20 protein-coding genes and 1 pseudogene are annotated in these 18,967 nt (G+C 40.9%); 14 read left to right on the forward strand and 7 right to left on the reverse strand.

The window, feature by feature from the left end; all coding sequences use genetic code 11:
- Positions 1-46: 46 nt before the first annotated feature.
- Positions 47-1,915, reverse strand: a complete 1,869-nt coding sequence (locus HLH14_RS11820; protein WP_067725725.1) for a polysaccharide biosynthesis protein — start codon at positions 1,913-1,915, stop codon at positions 47-49.
- Between the two features lie 72 nt (positions 1,916-1,987).
- Positions 1,988-2,783: pseudogene (locus tag HLH14_RS11825) on the reverse strand (DegT/DnrJ/EryC1/StrS family aminotransferase); the annotation flags it as partial.
- Between the two features lie 298 nt (positions 2,784-3,081).
- Here HLH14_RS11825 and HLH14_RS11830 point away from each other — a divergent pair.
- The 12 genes from HLH14_RS11830 (at position 3,082) to ahr (ending at position 13,797) form a co-directional block, all read left to right on the forward strand.
- Positions 3,082-4,149: a polysaccharide biosynthesis/export family protein gene (locus HLH14_RS11830; RefSeq protein WP_213033038.1), complete on the forward strand. Its 1,068-nt coding sequence runs from the start codon at positions 3,082-3,084 to the stop codon at positions 4,147-4,149.
- 1 nt (position 4,150) lies between these two features.
- Complete coding sequence (locus tag HLH14_RS11835; RefSeq protein ID WP_067725723.1) at positions 4,151-4,579, forward strand: low molecular weight protein-tyrosine-phosphatase; 429 nt, start codon at positions 4,151-4,153, stop codon at positions 4,577-4,579.
- Between the two features lie 17 nt (positions 4,580-4,596).
- Positions 4,597-6,813, forward strand: a complete 2,217-nt coding sequence (locus tag HLH14_RS11840; RefSeq protein ID WP_171533135.1) for a polysaccharide biosynthesis tyrosine autokinase — start codon at positions 4,597-4,599, stop codon at positions 6,811-6,813.
- Between the two features lie 312 nt (positions 6,814-7,125).
- Positions 7,126-7,830: an FKBP-type peptidyl-prolyl cis-trans isomerase gene (locus HLH14_RS11845; RefSeq protein ID WP_171533136.1), complete on the forward strand. Its 705-nt coding sequence runs from the start codon at positions 7,126-7,128 to the stop codon at positions 7,828-7,830.
- Between the two features lie 49 nt (positions 7,831-7,879).
- On the forward strand, positions 7,880-8,581 hold the full coding sequence (locus HLH14_RS11850; RefSeq protein ID WP_067725719.1) for an FKBP-type peptidyl-prolyl cis-trans isomerase: 702 nt from the start codon (positions 7,880-7,882) through the stop codon (positions 8,579-8,581).
- Positions 8,582-8,940: 359 nt separating this feature from the next.
- Positions 8,941-9,681: a dienelactone hydrolase family protein gene (locus HLH14_RS11855; RefSeq protein WP_067725717.1), complete on the forward strand. Its 741-nt coding sequence runs from the start codon at positions 8,941-8,943 to the stop codon at positions 9,679-9,681.
- An 86-nt stretch (positions 9,682-9,767) separates the two neighbouring features.
- Positions 9,768-10,130: an HIT family protein gene (locus HLH14_RS11860; RefSeq protein WP_067725715.1), complete on the forward strand. Its 363-nt coding sequence runs from the start codon at positions 9,768-9,770 to the stop codon at positions 10,128-10,130.
- Between the two features lie 117 nt (positions 10,131-10,247).
- On the forward strand, positions 10,248-11,282 hold the full coding sequence (gene mutY / locus HLH14_RS11865) for an A/G-specific adenine glycosylase (RefSeq protein ID WP_171533137.1): 1,035 nt from the start codon (positions 10,248-10,250) through the stop codon (positions 11,280-11,282).
- Between the two features lie 101 nt (positions 11,283-11,383).
- On the forward strand, positions 11,384-11,887 hold the full coding sequence (locus HLH14_RS11870; RefSeq protein ID WP_171533147.1) for a M23 family metallopeptidase: 504 nt from the start codon (positions 11,384-11,386) through the stop codon (positions 11,885-11,887).
- 17 nt (positions 11,888-11,904) lie between these two features.
- Positions 11,905-12,150, forward strand: coding sequence for a hypothetical protein (locus HLH14_RS11875; RefSeq protein ID WP_171533138.1), 246 nt, complete (start codon positions 11,905-11,907; stop codon positions 12,148-12,150).
- 21 nt (positions 12,151-12,171) lie between these two features.
- Complete coding sequence (locus HLH14_RS11880; protein ID WP_171533139.1) at positions 12,172-12,744, forward strand: DNA-3-methyladenine glycosylase I; 573 nt, start codon at positions 12,172-12,174, stop codon at positions 12,742-12,744.
- Between the two features lie 30 nt (positions 12,745-12,774).
- Positions 12,775-13,797 (forward strand): NADPH-dependent aldehyde reductase Ahr, encoded by a 1,023-nt coding sequence (ahr, locus tag HLH14_RS11885; protein WP_171533140.1) that lies wholly within the window; start codon positions 12,775-12,777, stop codon positions 13,795-13,797.
- Between the two features lie 100 nt (positions 13,798-13,897).
- Here ahr and HLH14_RS11890 read toward each other — a convergent pair whose 3' ends face one another.
- The 3 genes from HLH14_RS11890 to dapB all read right to left on the reverse strand — a co-directional run bounded on the left by HLH14_RS11890 (position 13,898) and on the right by dapB (position 16,682).
- Positions 13,898-14,788: a LysR family transcriptional regulator gene (locus HLH14_RS11890; protein ID WP_067725703.1), complete on the reverse strand. Its 891-nt coding sequence runs from the start codon at positions 14,786-14,788 to the stop codon at positions 13,898-13,900.
- A gap of 369 nt (positions 14,789-15,157) precedes the next feature.
- On the reverse strand, positions 15,158-15,802 hold the full coding sequence (locus HLH14_RS11895) for an START domain-containing protein (protein WP_086193967.1): 645 nt from the start codon (positions 15,800-15,802) through the stop codon (positions 15,158-15,160).
- A 58-nt stretch (positions 15,803-15,860) separates the two neighbouring features.
- Entirely contained in the window at positions 15,861-16,682 is an 822-nt protein-coding gene (gene dapB, locus HLH14_RS11900; RefSeq protein WP_086193968.1) for a 4-hydroxy-tetrahydrodipicolinate reductase, read from the reverse strand.
- 105 nt (positions 16,683-16,787) lie between these two features.
- Between dapB and HLH14_RS11905 the strand changes: the two genes are divergently transcribed.
- Both HLH14_RS11905 and HLH14_RS11910 read left to right on the forward strand, forming a co-directional pair.
- Positions 16,788-16,934 (forward strand): hypothetical protein, encoded by a 147-nt coding sequence (locus HLH14_RS11905; RefSeq protein WP_171263082.1) that lies wholly within the window; start codon positions 16,788-16,790, stop codon positions 16,932-16,934.
- Positions 16,935-16,962: 28 nt separating this feature from the next.
- On the forward strand, positions 16,963-17,211 hold the full coding sequence (locus HLH14_RS11910; protein ID WP_086193969.1) for a hypothetical protein: 249 nt from the start codon (positions 16,963-16,965) through the stop codon (positions 17,209-17,211).
- 69 nt (positions 17,212-17,280) lie between these two features.
- Here the strand turns inward: HLH14_RS11910 and dnaJ are convergent, their stop codons facing one another.
- Both dnaJ and HLH14_RS11920 read right to left on the reverse strand, forming a co-directional pair.
- Positions 17,281-18,393, reverse strand: a complete 1,113-nt coding sequence (gene dnaJ, locus HLH14_RS11915; RefSeq protein ID WP_067725695.1) for a molecular chaperone DnaJ — start codon at positions 18,391-18,393, stop codon at positions 17,281-17,283.
- A 107-nt stretch (positions 18,394-18,500) separates the two neighbouring features.
- Positions 18,501-18,878, reverse strand: coding sequence for a hypothetical protein (locus tag HLH14_RS11920; RefSeq protein WP_067725693.1), 378 nt, complete (start codon positions 18,876-18,878; stop codon positions 18,501-18,503).
- Positions 18,879-18,967: the final 89 nt, after the last annotated feature.

Consider the following 18,967-nt stretch of genomic DNA (forward strand, 5'->3'; position numbering starts at 1 on the left):
TCAATTTTTTTAATTTTTAATACTTATAAAGATTGTATGTGAAAATCTAATGAATGTGTACACTTTTTCGACAATTATATCCATCTACAAAATATTCTAATTGATTCAGCAACCATTCAAGATTTTTTTGATCCTCTTTAATATTATCAAGTTGTCTAAAAATCGGCTGGAGCATATCTAGTGAAGCATGTTTTTCAAAAGACTTTAAAATCCGCTCGTGGCCTGTGGTTTGAACCTCTTCATGATCAATCAGCAGTTCTTCATACAGCTTTTCGCCGGGTCTCAAGCCGGTAAACTGAATTGCAATATCTCCAGTACCATTTTCATCCATTGGTCTAAAGCCACTAAGACGAATCATTTGTTTAGCCAAGTCTACAATCTTAACTGGCTCACCCATATCCAATAAAAACACATCACCGCCTGTACCCATAGCACCTGCTTGAATCACGAGCTGCGCAGCTTCAGGAATGGTCATAAAGTAACGCGTCACTTCAGGATGAGTAACAGTAACGGGTCCACCTTGCGCAATCTGCTTTTTAAACAACGGCACAACAGAACCAGAAGAACCTAAGACATTACCAAAACGTACAATGCTGATCTGTGTTTTAGGGCTAGTTGCAGCTAAACCTTGGCAATATAATTCCGCCATCCTTTTAGAGGCACCCATCACATTCGTTGGACGCACAGCCTTATCTGTGGAAATTAAGACAAAGGTTTCTACACCTTGATTCACCGCTGCATCAACACTGCGTGCAGTACCAATAGAGGTATTGTAAATACCTTCAAAAGGATTTGCCTCTACCAAAGGCACATGCTTATACGCGGCCGCATGATAAACAGTTTGTACTTGATATTGATCAATAATTATTTCAAGTTTGGCTTGATTGGTGACAGAACCTAATATTGGAATCACTTGAATACCCGAGCTCTGTAATTCACGATCAATGGAATACAGTGCAAACTCCGACATCTCAAACAACACTAAAAGTTTCGGCTGATGTTTCACGATTTGACGGCAAAGTTCGGAGCCAATTGATCCCCCCGCCCCTGTGACCATCACTACCTTATCTTTAATATTTTTCTCGAGCAGCTCTGGCTTTGGCGGTACAGGATCACGACCAAGCAAGTCAATAATATCAACCTCATGGATATCTGAAACTTGTACCTGACCATCAATCAATTGGGTCACACCCGGTAATTCCATGATTTTGACATCAGCCAGCTCAAAGGATTCTATGATTTCTTTTTTTCGTGCTCGACCTACCGAGGGCATCGCCAATAAAATTTCTTCAATCGCAAATTTACCTAATTTATTTGAAGCTCGCTTTGGTGAATAAATTTTTAAACCACTTAAAGACTGACCTTGGAGTGAGGATTTATCATCAATAAAACACACTGGTAAATAATCATCTGAGCGATTTAAAGCTGCGGCAATTTGTTGACCTGCAAGACCCGCACCATAAATCGCGACGCGTTTACGATTTTGTTTTTTTGCAAAGGTTTTCAGTGTGGCATAACGAATGACTGCCCGACTCCACCACATCCATGAAAACAGCATAAAGCCGTACATGAGTGGAATACTCATTGGAATAAAAGCCCAACCTAATTTTTTAATGGTATATAGAGCTACAATTTGAATAAATGTACCGATGGAGATCTGCAGCAAATAATCTTCATTAAATGAACGGACAATCGCACTATAAATGCCGAGCAAGGCAAAAATCAGAATACCCAAAATCCCAACATAAGAATACCAAAAATCCAGTCCTTGCATCACTTCAACATTCGGGCGCGCCAGACGAATAGCATAGGCTAACCACATCATGAATGGAAAAACACAGATATCCATCGCCATTAACACGATCTGTTTTTGACGACGCGGCAAAGATGCTAAATATCCAATAATGTCTTTCACAAAGGGCTCGAAGGAAGAAATAAATACATTATGGCGTAGAGTATACGTCCCCATAATTTTAAATTTAGCTGATCACTTTTGAATGGTATCAACCGTTTTTTTTTGCAGATTTTTTTCAAACACAGTTAGATGCACCAAAAATATTAAACTTGTTCCACCCAACTGCTGTGCATTGGTAAGGCTCTACTCAGGATGCCACAGTGTCCCGTCAAAGGCTTTTTCCAAATACACTTCTAACATGACCTATTAAAATACGATACCCTTAGCGCATTGATTTCTGCCACGATACGGTCACGAGACCAGCCTTTTAGGAAGGCATTAATATTCACCTGTACATAATATTTATAGGCTGCATGCAAATAATCTGATGGTGGTTTTGCTACATTAAAATAAGGACTGTTTTTCAAAAGCCGCTTGAATCAATGCCATGCTGGCATTATGTTTCCCAGTCCATTCCGGTATCTTTTTCAACTGAAGACGACCAATCACAGCTTGCATTTCCATCATGCGCCAGTTGCTGCCAAATGAATCATGCAGCTAACGGAATCCTGACGGATGCTGTTTGTGATACACGCTGTCAAAATTTTATCATGATCTTTATAGAACCACATTTTTTCCAAAGCGTTTCGTCATTGGTGGTGACCATACCGCTTTCACCGTCAGTGGTCGTGATCTTGGCAGAATGACCATGCACCGATATGACCAATTGAACCGGCAGATTTGCCTTTATACATCGCGCCAAGCACTTGGGCACAATCTTCACTCACGAATAAGCTTTTTTCTCAGCCAATTGCATGATTGGATCCATCTCACACATCCAGTCCATCAAATGCACACAAATAATCGCTTTCGTATTCGATGTGATTAGATAAATCTTACCCTACAAGCTTCACTAAATATAAAATAAAATTTATTATTAAAAATCAATAAAATAAGATAAAAACCATATATCCACATAATTCTGAGAAAATTTCTTACAATTTGCCCCATATTTTTTAAATTAAAAAGCTTATAATTTAATCGTAATTTTGATATATTCAAGAAAATAAAGCTATAAAAAATACAAATTTAAATTAGCAAAATAAACAAATTACAACCACATAATAATTTTTATAAATGGGATTTTATATAGAGTGAACTTATATCATTATAGTTTAATTGCAGCAATGACATTGGGAATGACCGGCTGCGCAATTACTTCTGGTCTGCAAACCTATGATTTACCTTTACAAGGCGTTTATCAAACAGATTTAGGCACTCAAGTCAATGTCGTCCGCTTATCTCAGGAAACACTTACTGCAATTCAACTAGTCCAATATAATCAGCAAAACTTTGCGCATTTATTTAATGTTCAGCCTCGCCACTACTATTTAAGTCCTGGCGATATTCTTTCTATTTATCTTTGGGCTTATCCAGATATAACTCCTTCTACAAGTTCAGTGAGTAGTGAGCAATCAGCTCAAGCCAATGGTTATCAAATTGACCAGAATGGCTATATCCAGTTTCCTATGATTGGTCGTTATAAGGCTGCCGGAAAATCATTAACCCAGGTCAATCAGGAATTACGTAGCCAGCTTTCCCGTTATTTAAAAACACCCGATGTGATTGCACGCGTACTGTCCTATCAAGGTCAGCGCTTTTCTGTGCAAGGCAATGTTATGCGTGGTGGACAGTTTTACTTAAGTGACCAGCCTGTAAGTCTCTATACTGCATTAGGCTTAGCCGGAGGTGTAAACACACAATTGGGTGACAATACTTCGATCACGCTGGTACGCCAGGGTCAAACCTTTACATTAAATAGCATTGAATTGGAAAAATCAGGCTACTCTTTACATAACCTGTTGATTCAACCCAATGACACCATTTATGTAAACTCTAAAGAAAATCAAAAAATTTATGTCATGGGGGAATCCGGGCAAAATCAACCTGTTCCACTTCGTGATCAAGGCATGAGCTTAAGTGATGTTTTGGGTGAAAGTTTAGGCTTGAATCCGCTCTCTGCCAGCCGCAGTAAAATCTATGTGGTCCGCAGCAGTCCAAGCAACCCGATGACAGAAATTTATCACTTGGATTTAACCAGCATTGCTGATTTTGGTTTAGCCAATAAATTCAAAATGCGCAGCAATGATATTGTCTATGTCGATGCTTCAGGCTTGGCTCGTTGGCAACGTGTGATTAATCAAATCGTTCCTTTTTCCAGCCTTGTTAATACTGCCTATTATTTGGGCAATTAACATGAATATTCGCAATATTCTTGTGGTGTGCGTGGGCAATATCTGCCGCAGCCCGATGGCGGAATACTTTTTAAAACAGCAGTATCCGCAGCTTCATATTGAGTCCGCTGGTATTTCCGGTTTGATCGGCCATGCTGCAGATAAAAAAGCACAATTATGTATGCAGCATTTAGGCATCGATATGCAGCCGCATATTGCCCAAAAGTTGAATACCGAGCTTATTAAAAAAGCGGACTTGATTTTGGTGATGAGCCAAAATCAGCAAAAGCATTTAGAACAAATCTGGCCTTTTGCTAAAGGCAAGACTTTCCGTCTGGGGTATTGGCAAAGCAAGAATGTACCTGACCCGTACAAACACGATCAGGCTGTGTTTGATGAGACGTGTCAGCTCATACAAAATTGTATTGCTGATTGGAAACAACATATTTAACTTTTTGAATAATAATTATGAACGAAAAAAATAGTTTAACCGAAGATCCCATTGATTTAAAAGAGCTGTTTTTTTCACTCATTGCTCAATGGAAACTCATCGCACTGTGTGTGATTTTAAGTTTATTGTGTGCATTATTATATTTAAGAGCCACACCGGATACTTATTCAGTCGATGCATTGGTACAAGTCGAAGAAAACAAAGGCACCTCTGCCGCGTTATTGGGTGATCTGTCCAGCATGATTGAGCAGAAACAGCCGGCTCAAGCTGAAATAGAACTGCTGAAATCACGGTTAGTGCTGGGTTCGGTGATTAAAAACCTCAATCTGGATGTAAAAATTTCCGGAACAGAAAACCGTTTTTTTGACCGGTTACTCAGCCCGCATGATTATCAAACCAACTATCAGGCCAAATCCGTTATATTCCAGGATGATGCCAAGTCTTTCGAGGTTCGAAAATTTGAAGTTCCAGCGTATTACCTGGACAAGGATCTTCTGCTGGATTTTAATGCCAGTAAATTTACCTTAACCGATAAAAAAACCAAGCAAATCCTGTTTAGTGCCCCGACCAATCAGGAAAGCCAGTATGCTTCAGCCCATGGCACCTGGAAAGTGGCGATCTATACCCCAGACCCACTTAAAGGCACTTATAATATCCAAAAAATGTCTTTGCCTGGGGCGATGCTTGCTATTACAAAGAATTATTCAGTGGCTGAAAAAGGCAAATTGACCGGTATTTTAGGTCTGAATTATCAAGGTCAGGACAAGGAACATATCACCAAAGTTCTGAACTCCATTCTGGTGGCGTATAGCCAACAAAATATTGAACGTCGTTCTGCTGAAACCGCCCAAACGCTTAAATTTCTCGATGAACAATTGCCTGAATTAAAACAGCAGCTGGATCTTGCAGAACGTGAATTTAATACATTCCGTCAGCAATATAATACCGTGGATGTAACCAAAGAATCTGAACTGTATTTAACCCAAAGTATTACCTTAGAGACGCAAAAATCACAATTGGAACAGCAACAGGCTGAAATGGCGGCCAAATATACCAACGAACATCCCGCGATGCAGCAAATGAATGCCCAGCTGGGAGCGATTAATAAAAAAATTGGCGAGTTGAATGAGACCTTAAAACAACTGCCTGATTTACAACGTCGCTATTTACAGTTGTACCGTGAGGTTGAGGTTAAAACCCAGCTCTATACCGCATTGCTCAATTCTTACCAGCAACTGCGGATTGCCAAAGCAGGTGAAATTGGTAATGTGCGTGTTGTGGATACTGCGGTCCTTCCTATTGAACCTATTAAACCTAAAGAACTCATAGTATTAGCTCTTTCTCTTTTTGCGGGTGGTTTCTTGGGTACCTTGGTAGCTCTAGTGCGCAATATGATGCGTTCGGGCATTAAGGATTCCAGTCAGATTGAAAATGAGCTGGATTTACCGGTATATGCCACGGTTCCTCATTCACCGATTCAAGAAAGCCGTATTAAACTGCTGAAAAAGAAAAAACATGTGCCTATTTTAGCGATTAAAAATGGGGACGATATTGCGATTGAAAGCTTACGCAGCATGCGTACCGCGATTCACTTTGCCATGAGTCAGGCGAAAAACAATATCATTATGATTTCAGGTCCTGCGCCCGAAGTAGGCAAATCCTTTATTTCTACCAACCTGGCCACGATTTTAGCGCAAAGTAATAAACGCGTCCTGATCATTGATGGCGATATGCGCCGGGGTTATTTGCATCGATATTTCAACCATGACAACCAACCGGGTCTGGCTGAATATTTAAATAATACCCAGCAAAGTCTTGAAAATATTATTAAGCCCACTGAAGTTCACAATCTAGAGGTGATGACGCGTGGCAAGAGTCCGGTGAATCCTTCCGAACTTTTAAGCTCGGCAAAATTTGCAGCCATGCTAGAACAACTTTCACCCAACTATGACCATATTATTATTGATACTCCCCCGGTACTGGCCGTGACCGATGGGATTATCATTTCACAATATGCCGGCGTTAATTTAGTCATTGCGCGTTATGCAAAATCACAGATGAAAGAACTGGAATTAACCTTGAATCGTTTTGAACAGGCCAATGTTAAAGTGAATGGCTTTATTCTGAATAATATTCAACGTGGTACTCGCGGTTATGGTTATGGTTATAACTATGCCTATGGCTATAAAGCCTCGAAAGACAAGGATAAAACAGATTTGGTTCATCTCAATTGAAATTATTTATTGTGAAAGCCAGTGATTTTCACTGGCTTTTTCTTTTTAAGATGATCTTAATCTAAAAATAATTTGGTTTATAAACAAATCAGGATCAAAGCAAAAAATTTATAATTCACTCTCTAAAGTAGATAAAAAATTGATATTTAATTGTATTAAAAATGTTTTATATATTCAGTCTGTTATAGAATAACTGGCTTGATAAGAATATATTGGATTTCTGTACAATACGGCTTCCTCTAAACGTGTTGGATAGAAAAGTCTGCTAAAATTAATGCAACTTTTGAATATAAAATGAATTTGGGAAAACCTATGAGTAAAGCCTTACCCATCGCTGTCGCTGTTCTTTTAGGCGGTGCTGCACTTATACCTGTTTATTATGCAACTCAAAACCCAGCTTCTGTAACATCAAAAGCATCAAAGAATGCTTCTGCTGTTGAGAAAATTAGTTATGCTTTAGGCTACGAAGTTGCACATCAAACACCACCTGAATTAAATATCAATAGCTTTGTTACCGGTGTACGTGAAGGTCACGCTCGAAATAAACCAGCTTATACAGAACAAGAACTTCAACAAGCTTATGAGCAATTCCAAAAGGAAATGCAACAGAAGCAAGTTCAGCAAGCACAGCAAGTACAAACAGCTAGCGATTCTTTTTTAACTGAAAATGCGAAAAAACCAGGTGTAAAAACCACGGCTTCAGGCTTACAGTACAAAATCATCAAAGAAGGTACAGGTAAACAACCTGCTGCCAACTCTATGGTGACCGTACATTACAAAGGCCAATTGGTTGACGGTAAAGTATTTGATAGCTCAATTGAACGCGGTGAACCGATTGAATTTCCATTGAATCAAGTCATTCCGGGTTGGACTGAAGGTCTTCAATTGATGAAAGAAGGCGGTAAAGCGACTCTTTATATCCCTTCAAAATTGGGCTATGGTGAACAAGGTGTTCCAGGAATGATTCCTGCCAACAGTACCCTGATTTTTGATGTTGAACTGATTAAAGTAAAATAAAAAATTCAAGGAGAGCTTTTGCTCTCCTTATTTATCTTGGGATAAGAGAATGAAAACACCTATAACATTGCTTTGTTTCTGCCTTTTTACCACGGCTAGCTTTGCAAAACCTGTGACCAATACCAGTAGCTTAAATGAACAAGTCGGCTACAGCTTTGGTTACTTAATGGGGCGCAGCAATGCTGAATCTGTAAAAGATTTGGACTTAGATGCTTTCATGCTCGGTTTAAAGACCGCAGCTCAAGGCGGTAAATCTGCCCTCACCGATGAGGAAATGGCACGCGTCCTCACCCAACATAAAAAATTAAGTGATGCAAAACAGCTTATCGAGCTGAAACAAAAAGCAGATGCCAATGCCAAAATCGGGGCAGAATTTTTAAAAGCCAATGCTAAAAAACAAGGCGTGCAAACCACTAAATCAGGTTTGCAATATCAAATATTAAAACAAGGCACAGGGAAATCCCCTCAAGCCAATTCCGTTGTCAAAGTCAATTATGAAGGTCGTTTAATAGACGGTACAGTTTTTGACAGCTCAATTGCACGGAATCAACCGGCTGAATTTCAGGTTAGCCAAGTCATTCAAGGTTGGACTGAAGGCTTACAACTGATGAAAGAAGGTGCTCAGTATCGCTTCTTTATTCCAGCACAACTTGGCTATGGTCAAATTGGCTCAGGTGATGTAATCGAACCGAATAGCACTTTAATTTTTGATGTAGAACTTCTTGAAGTCTTACCTAAATCGACTAAATAACCCTTATTTAACCCATATTAAAAAGTAGCGGGCAGGTCAATTTGAGCAAAAAATCATGCTCATTCACTCCTCGCTATTTTTCATGATTTAATCAATCTATTTCCCAATATTGGCTTTCAATATAAAAGCATTTCTTCTTTTTAAAGCCATGCATATCACCCTGCTTAACAAGCATAAAACAATAAAAACCTATATTTATTAAATCCTTATATTTTTAAATCATCTTATTTAATAGCATGTTGCAATTTATTGATAATAGTATGCAATCAAAATAAAGCTATCTTGTACAATCATCAAAGATGTTTTATTTCTATATTTTAATCAATACACTTTCTTCACGAATAATAAGGATTGAATCAATGGCTCTAACAATCAAAACTCGCGAAATTCAGTACACTGCTGCAGATGGAACTCATTTAATTGGATACTTTGCAGCGCCTGAATCAGAAATACCAGTCGCGGGCGTGATTGTAGCGCCTGAATGGTGGGGACGAAATGAATACACTGAACAGCGTGCACGTGAGCTTGCTGAACATGGCTATGCAGCGCTTGCTATTGATATGTATGGTGATAAAAAAGTAACCACTGCAGTACCACAAGCCAGTGAATGGATGATGCAAACCTTTGAAGATCCTGAAACAATTGTGACTCGTGCGTCTGCAGGTTTAGCGACATTAGCAGCGCAAGAAGAAGTAAATGCAGATAAACTGGCTGCTGTAGGCTTCTGCTATGGTGGCAAAGTTGTGCTTGATCTGGCACGCTCTGGTGCACCTTTACAAGCGGTGGTCACGTTCCACGGCACATTGATTCCGAAAGCACCAGCACAGCCCGGAAAAGTAAAAGCTGAAATTTTAGTTCTCCACGGAGAACTCGACAGCATGGTCAGTTTAGATGATGTTGCACGCTTTAAAGAAGAAATGCAGGCGGCTCAAGTCGAGCATGAAGTGATGATCTTTGAAGGTGCCAAACATGGCTTTAGTAACCCACTTGCAGATGAACGTGCCAAAGCCAATGGTGTTGATCTTGGCTATAATGCAGCCGCAGAACAACAAGGCTTATCTGCCATGTACGAATTATTAAACAAGCGACTTGGTGAATAGCAATGAAGGTAAATATGGCTGTGCCATCTTTACCCATCCAGTGAGCTGGATATTTTAAAAATTGTATTTTTAAAGAGGATAGAATAATGACTGAAAACAACTGCCCATATTGCAACTTTGATGAATATGACATCATTGATAAAAATGACTTTGGTGTGATTTTTCCTGAGCCGAATGCATTATCTAAAGGTCACTCTGTCATTGTTCCTCTACGCCATGTCAGCTCTTTTTTCGACGTTACCGACAAAGAACGTAAAAGCTTAATGTCTTTACTTGAGCTTGCACGTAATGAGCTTCAGTTGCGCCACCACCCTTCTGGCTTTCATATTGGTTTCAATGATGGCAGTGTGTTTGGTGAAGCATCTGAACATTTACATATTCATATTATTCCACGCTATGAAGGTCAAACCTTAAAACTGGATGAGCGTTGGGGCATGACCAGTAAATAAAAATAGATCCTACTGATTCAAAAATGATGCTGTGGCATCATTTTTTATGTCTGTTCGCAACCGCAATGCTGCACAGTTTTCGCTATACTATTCATCTATTCCAAATACGCGGTTCGCATGTCACAGTTTTCTTTTTCCGATGCTCTTCTTTCCTGGTTCGATGTCCATGGTCGTCATGATTTGCCGTGGCAAGTGGTAGATGATCCATATAAGGTTTGGGTATCTGAAATTATGTTGCAGCAAACCCAGGTCAAAACCGTACTGCAATATTTTGAGCGTTTTATAGCTCGCTTTCCAAAAGTTAACGATTTAGGCCTCGCCAGTTGGGATGATGTTGCGCCTTATTGGGCTGGGCTCGGTTACTATGCACGCGCACGAAATTTACATAAAGCTGCGGGAATTGTGGCACGTCAGGGTCATTTTCCAGCCACATTAGAACAATGGATTGAGCTTCCCGGGATTGGCCCTTCGACCGGCGGTGCACTTATGTCGCTGGGTTTACGTCAGTACGGCGTAATTATGGATGGCAATGTCAAACGAGTATTAGCGCGTTTCTTTGCCATTGAAGATGATCTGACTAAACCCGTACATGAACGTGCCATGTGGCAACTGGCAGAACAGCTTTGCCCTGTTGAGCGCAATCACGACTATACCCAAGCCATTATGGACTTGGGTGCAACCGTATGCACCCCGAAAAAACCGCTGTGTTTATATTGTCCGATGCAGCCACACTGCAAAGCGCATCAACAAGGTTTAGAAACTGAACTGCCGTTTAAAAAACCGAAAAAACCTGTGCCGGTCAAATCAGCACAGGTTTTAGTGATTCAGTCGAATGATCAATGGTTATGGCAGCAACGTCCGAATAGTGGTTTATGGGGTGGTTTATGGTGCTTGCCGGTTATTGAAAATCCAGTTGAGTTTGAAAGTGTGTGCCAAACCTTAGGACTCAAAAAAGTCATTCAACGCGCTGAAATCACGCATAGTTTTACCCATTTCACATGGCAACTTGAAGCCATCTGTTTTGAGGTGGATGCGGAGCAACAAGAACATCTTTCCATTGAATTAGGCGGTATCTGGTTAGCTACACAAATTGCAACCGAAATGGGCATTCCCACGGCAATGAAAAAATTGATCTCTGCCATAAATTTATGACATAGTCAGGCACTGTTATTCAAATAATTTTCACATAGATTAGAATGAAAAAAGGATGAACAGTGCTTCGTTTTATTTATGCATTATTACTTGGTTTTAGCATGCTATGGATTGCTGCATGTACATCAAGTCCTAAAAAGTCCTCAACGACACCCCTTTCGCCTGCTCAGATACAAAAGCTGAAAAGTATGCAGCTGAAATCGTCATTGCCTATTCCAGTGCAAAATATAAAAGCCAAACAGTTACGCGATACCTGGGCTGCTTCACGAAGTAATGGACGCAAGCATGAAGGCATTGACATCATGGCTCCACGTGGAACAAAAGTACTGAGTGCCACAGAAGGTTTAATTGCTGACTTACGCAATAACAATTTGGGTGGTAAAGTGGTTTGGATTATGGGGCCTGGCGGAACCTGGCATTACTATGCCCATCTGGATGAGCATAAACGCGGCTTAAATGTCGGGGATTATGTCAAAAAAGGTGATCTGATTGGCTATGTCGGCAATACGGGCAACGCACGTCATACGGCACCGCATTTGCACTATGGTATTTACCTTGATGGTAAAGGTCGTGGTGTGGTCAACCCCTACCCTTATTTACGTTAACTTTTTAGGAACTATTCATGTCAGAAGCGCTGATCAATCGTTTGGTCGAATTTGCTGAATCAGGCAATCAACAGAAAATTGTTTTGGCTGGACAAAACCATCAAGGTTGGGTGATGGAAATCACTGAAGAAGCGCTTTTGATTAGTACCGGTTTTGCCGAAAAAACTGGAACAGATATGTGGATTCAATTCACCGATTTGCCCCAGGCAGAGCTTTATTACTGGGATAATCAACAAGATCAATGGGCTGAATTTAAGCTTTAAGCCGCTTCAGGAGCATCAAAAATGTCGATTCAACGCTGTGGTTGGTGCTCGAATGATCCTCTTTACATCGCTTATCATGATCATGAGTGGGGCAAAGCCATTCATGATGAAGCTCATTTATTTGAAATGCTGTGTCTGGAAGGACAACAAGCGGGTTTGTCCTGGATTACCGTACTAAGAAAACGCGAAAGCTATCGTCAGCATTTCTTTCAATATGCCATTGCGGATATTGCCCAATTTAGTGATGCTGATCTTGAAGATAAACTCCAAGATGCTGGATTGATTCGGCACATTGGCAAGCTCAAGGCCATTCGTGACAATGCCATAGCTTGGCAACATTTAACTCAAGAATTACAACAACAGCAGATCAATGTCAGCGACTGGTTATGGAGTTTTGTTGCAGATCAAACCCTACACAATGATGTTCCAGATTATCGTCAGGCACCCGCCCAAATAGAAATCAGTGTTGCCCTTTCCAAAGCTTTAAAAAAGAAAGGCTTTAAATTCGTCGGACCGACCACCTGTTATGCCTTTATGCAGGCTGTCGGTATGGTCGATGATCATGAAAATCACTGCTCTTTTAAATCATTTTAAAGCACAACAAGATAATAAAAGGATTCACCCATGAGTGACAACATCATCAATGCTTATGCAGCCATGCAGGCTGGTGCAGAACTTGAACCCTATCAATTTGATGCTGGAGAATTACAAGCTCATCAAGTTGAAGTCAAAGTTGAATATTGCGGTTTATGCCATTCTGATATTTCAGTGATCAATAATGACTGGAAATCTTCGGTTTATCCTGTAGTTGCAGGGCATGAAATTATTGGCACCATTACCCAGTTGGGTTCAGAAGCCAAAGGCTTGAAAGTGGGTCAACGCGTGGGCATCGGCTGGACAGCAGAAAGTTGTCAGCACTGTGACCCTTGTGTATCCGGTCAACAAGTCATGTGTACTGGTGGACAAACCGCGACCATTGTTGGACATGCCGGTGGTTTTGCCGACAAGGTTCGTGCCGGTTGGCAATGGATCATCCCGCTGCCTGAAGATTTAGATCCTGAAAGTGCCGGTCCACTGCTCTGTGGTGGGATTACCGTATTTGATCCTATTCTTAAACACCAGATTCAAGCCATTCATCATGTTGGAGTGATTGGGATTGGCGGTTTGGGTCATATGGCAATTAAACTGCTGAAAGCCTGGGGCTGTGAAATTACTGCATTCACATCAAATTTAGACAAGAGCGAAGAACTGAAAGCCATGGGTGCAGACCATGTGGTAAATAGTCGCGATACAGCCGCATTAAAAGATCAACGCGGAAAATTTGATTTATTACTCTGCACGGTGAATGTCACTTTAGATTGGCCTGCTTACTTAAACAGTCTGGCACCGCATGGCACACTCCATATGTTGGGCCTAGTTTTGGAGCCAATGCAAATTCCAGCTGGCATGCTGATTGGCGGTGCAAAATCAGTCACAGGTTCGCCTACCGGCTCCCCTGCTGCACTCCGTCAACTCCTCAAGTTTGCAGCGCGTAAAAATATTGCGCCACAAATTGAAGTTTTCCCAATGTCGCAGCTCAATGAAGCGATTGAACATCTACATTCAGGAAACGCACGTTACCGGATTGTGTTAAAAGCTGATTTTTAATTCATTTTCGCTTTAATTCACTTGTAACTTAATCTGCCAAGCACTGTGAGTGCTTGGCAGATTTTTATTATTCATTCTTACTGAATTACCTCTTAATATCTTATAAATATACAGCAAGCTTTTGCGCCAAGAAGTCAATAAATAAACGTACGCGTTTGGGTAGATGCTCTTGTCGATAATAAACTGCATGAATTTTTTGATAATGCAGATGAATTTGATCTTCAAATAAAGCTTTCAGGCGACCAGTTTGTAAATCATCTTCAATCAAAAACCGTGATAAACAAGTAATCCCGACACCTTGTATAGCCAGCTGCCGTACCGTTTCGCCATTGGATGCTTTTATTTTCGGATGAGCTATAAAGTCATCCCCATTAAACTGAATCGGCCAGGTATTTAAATGGGTCGGCTGGCTAAAACCCAGTAAAGCATGTTGCGATAAATCTTCTGGAGATTGTGGTACTCCATTTTGTTCCAAGTAGGCAGGACTGGCCACAATATATAAGCGACTGCGACACAATAATTTGGCGTGTAAACTTGAATCGTGTAGTTCACCAAAACGGATCGCAACATCGGTTTTATGTTCCAGTAAATCAATCACCTGATCATGATTACTCAGTTCAATTTCGATATTGGGATATTGCTGCATAAACTCCTGAATTAAAGGTACGATTACATGCAAGACAAAAGGCGTTGCAGAATCGACCCGAATCAGCCCAGAGGTATCGATATCTGACTTGAGTAAAGCATCTTCTGCTTCGGCTAAATCATTTAAAATTTTACGGGATTTTTCCAGAAAAAGTTGCCCTTCTTGGGTCAATTTCAGCTTACGCGTGGTACGTTCCAATAGCGTCACATTCAGTTTATTCTCAAGCCGTTGTAAGGCACGGCTCACACCGGAGGTAGTCTGGCCTAAACGCTCTGCTGCCATCACAATCGAGCCACTATCCACGATGGTCACAAAAGTGTGTAGTTCTTCGATGGTCGATTTCATCTGCCACTCATTTATTGATTTTCAGTCAATAATATTTTGCAAATTACTGCGTTTTTTAGCAACAATAAAAGCATCAAAATCATGCTTATCTTGAAAACTTAAAGATTGAATTAACCCAGTAATCCATCGACTGCATTGGCATTCATTATTTGGAATGCAGTGGCTTTTGTCGTGGTTTCGACAATTCGATACTACAAATACCTGCAATGTTTGTGACTCATGATGCTCCAGACTGGGTTTCTTCAGTAAATATGGATGCTTATTCAGATGAAACTTGCAGCTGACAAAGCACTGGATGATTATCAGACCTGTTCATAAAATACTGTGAAGAAAAAAGTCCGCATCATGCGGACTTTTTAATGGTTTGAATTAACGCAAAGCTTCAGGCAAGGCAGGAATACTGGATGGCTTGCCGAGTTCCATCTTCATTTTTTGCAGCATCTGATACGGTTGCTGCTGTACAAACATATTCACAAAGGTCAAAGGAATAGAGCCTTCGGGATTGGCATAACCATAAGTCGAAACTTTGATTTTATTATTGGCGAGTTTCTGAAAAGTCCAATCGCCTTCATAATGAGTTAAACGTACATAATCCGGATTTTTGGCATAGCCTTTATCGACGGCTTTATTTTTAATCGTGATAATGCCTTGGGCATCTTTGATCATTTTACCTTGCACCACCAAATCACGATCTTTCAGCGGAAAAGGAAAATCCAGCACCATATACAATAAAAATTCGCCTTTTTTGTCATCCCGCGAAAGGACTTTGATACTGCCCATATACGGCACCCATTTCACCGCATGGTCGACATCTAAAATCAGACTGACTGCTTTTTCGAGCGCAGTATCGTAGGTGGTTTCAGCTTTGTATAAAAATACCGGGTTTTGACTATTTTGAAAGGTCCAAACTTTAATATTATTTTTATTAATGCTGAGCTTAGCATTATCAACAGGTTTAGCCTGTACTGTAGCCAACATTGCTACAGTACAAGCCATCAATATCACTTTTTTCATTCCGTTGAACATCTTATTTTAATTTTGTTGTATTGTTATAAATGATTTTGATGATTTTTTATACTTGAATATCATTAAATCCAAGTACATCTTTCATGTCATATTTACGTGCTTCGCGACCCACGACCCATGCAGCAGCACGTACAGCACCTGAAGCAAAGTTCATGCGATTGGTTGCTTTATGCGTGATTTCAACACGTTCGCCATCCGCAATAAACATTGCAGTATGTTCACCTACGATATCTCCACCACGGATAGTTTGGAAACCAATACTTTTACGTTCACGCGGACCTGTATGCCCTTCACGGCAATACACAGCATCTTCTTTTAAGTTACGACCCAAAGCACCCGCAATCGCTTCACCCATCATCAATGCTGTACCCGATGGTGCATCCACTTTATGACGGTGATGTGCTTCGATCACTTCAATATCTACCGTGTCACCAAAAACCTTAGACGCAAGTTCTAACAGTTTGATTGATACATTTACCCCAACCGAATAATTCGCTGCATAGACCACAGGGGTTTGAGTCGCGCTGTCATCTAAAAATGCTTTTTGTTGGTCATTCATGCCTGTGGTACCAATCACAATGGCAACCCCTGCTTCACGGCACAATTTTAAATGCTGTTCAGTCGCGACAGGCGCTGTGAAATCAATGACCACGTCACAGTCTTTTAATACGTCTTGTAGATTGCCAACAACCTTAACCCCCACAGCACCAATACCGGCAAGCTCGCCTGCATCTGCACCAATCAAGCTGCTTTCAGGGCGTTCAACTGCCGCTGCAAGCTGGTAACCCGCTTCTTTTACGGCTTGAATGAGGATGCGTCCCATACGACCGCCTGCACCCAATACACCAATGCGTGGAGCTGCTGACATAACATATTCCTAATGTTGCTTCTAAATTGTTCTTACTATATCAAAACTCTGTACCGAGACTAAGTTTCAGCCTGAAATTTTTTATTTAAAAAAGAGAAACAGGTCATGGCGAATGCTTATGCCAAAGCACAAGGAAATGGCTCAGCCCCAGCCGGTTGCTGTATTGAAAGTTCAGCGTTAAAAATAAATGATTTTGCTGCTGATTTTCATCTCCCTGTAAACATCACTGCGCAGACTACGCGACACGAATGATCAAAAGATGAATTATAAGGAGATCCGCATGCATTCGAAAAAAATCGCGTTAACCATTTTTATGGCAACCATCGTCAGCACAGCGTGGGCAGAACCTGCAATCCAAGCGGGAGATACTTTAGAAAGCTTATCGCAAGTAAAAATAAATATTCGTACCCATAGCGCTACACCGGCTCCAGCTAAAAATAATCAGGCAGCAACCAAGCAGGAATCGACTGGCGAACTCTCAGCGCAAATGGTAGATGTCGATGCGATTGATCAACCCATCATCAAATAACTGATTAAGCGCGCATAAAAAAGGGGGGAATATTGAATATTCCCCCCTTTTTTCAAACTGTGTCTGAAATTAATCAAACAGACCGAAGAACGATTTTTTCTTTGGAGATGATTTACTGTCCTCACCATCCATCGTTTCTTGCAATTCTTTTAACAACTCACGTTGACGAGCAGTCAAATTCACCGGTGTTTCGATCACGACGCGGCAGAGTAAATCGCCTTGCATACTGGTACGCACAGGTTTAACCCCTTTACCACGTAAGCGGAACATTTTACCAGTTTGAGTTCCCTCAGGAATTTTCAAACTTACACGACCATCGAGGGTTGGAATTTGAATTTCTTTACCCAAAGCTGCATCAGCAATGCTGACAGGCACATCCATATACAAGTCTGCACCATCACGTTGGAAGATTTCATGTTCACGAACCACAACTTCAACGTATAAATCGCCTGACTGACCATCACGAATTGCTTCGCCTTTGCCAGTTAAACGTACGCGGTCGCCATTGTCCACGCCCGCAGGAATGGTAACTTCCAGCGTTTGTTGACGATCTGATACACCAGAACCATGACATTTATTACATGGGTTCTTAATGATGGTACCTTGACCACGACAGGTGCTACAGGTTTGCTGAACAGAGAAGAAACCCTGTTGCATGCGCACTTGACCTGCACCATGACAGGTTTTACAGGTTTCTACATCTTTAGGATTTTTTGAACCTTTACCATCACACGCATCACAAGGTGCAGGTGCAGTAAACGTAATGGTTTTTTTCACGCCCTTGACTGCTTCTTCAAGGGTCAATTCCATGACGTAGCGAAGGTCTGATCCACGACGTGCACGTTGTTGTTGACGACCACCGCCACCAAAAGCGCCACCAAAGATATCGCCAAACTGGCTAAAGATATCTTCTGCATTGAAACCGCCACCAAAGCCGCCACCGCCGCCCATACCACCTTCAAAGGCATTATGCCCCATACGGTCATACATGCTGCGTTTTTCGCCGTCGGATAAAATTTCATAAGCTTCAGCAGCTTCTTTAAATTTATCTTCAGCTTCAGGGTTGTCTGGATTGCGGTCCGGATGATATTTCATCGCCAACTTACGGTAGGCTTTTTTAATTTCATCATCACTAGCGGTTTTAGCGACGCCCAAAACCTCATAATAATCACGTTTAGCCATATCTGGCGATGCTCCTCACGGAATTTGATTTAATGCTTAACTGTGGACTGAAATTGGGGGTCAATCCAAATTTTACAAGGGGAATGTTAGGAAAAAATTTAGCCAGATTAGAAAACGGCTTTATTTTTGAAAAATCGAGAGATACCTTTAAGCCAAGCATTGAGCAAAAACAAAAAGGCGATCATCGTAAATACTACACCAGCAACCGTACAACCGGTTACCCAAAGTGCGCTATCCCAATAAAAGAAAATCAGCGGAATAAACCAAAGTGCAGCAAATAACACCAAAATAGAATAAATCACAATATTTCGCATCACCCAAAGCGCTTGAGCTTCAAGCCACACTTCCACTCCATCCACTTGTGTGACTTTGCGCGCATACCAGTAGGCAAATACACCACTAATCACAGTAAATAAAGCAAAAAACATGAAGACATAAGAAGTCGCAATGGAACGGCGAAGTCGGCTTAAGTTATCTTGCTTCATGTGCTTTTTAACCCCATTTACTACACGCTTAGTATTTTAATATGCAGTAAATTGCTTTATAGAAATGTATACAAATATCCAGTGCTACT

This window comes from Acinetobacter terrae (genome assembly GCF_013004375.1).
GTDB classification, from domain to species: Bacteria; Pseudomonadota; Gammaproteobacteria; order Pseudomonadales; family Moraxellaceae; genus Acinetobacter; species Acinetobacter terrae.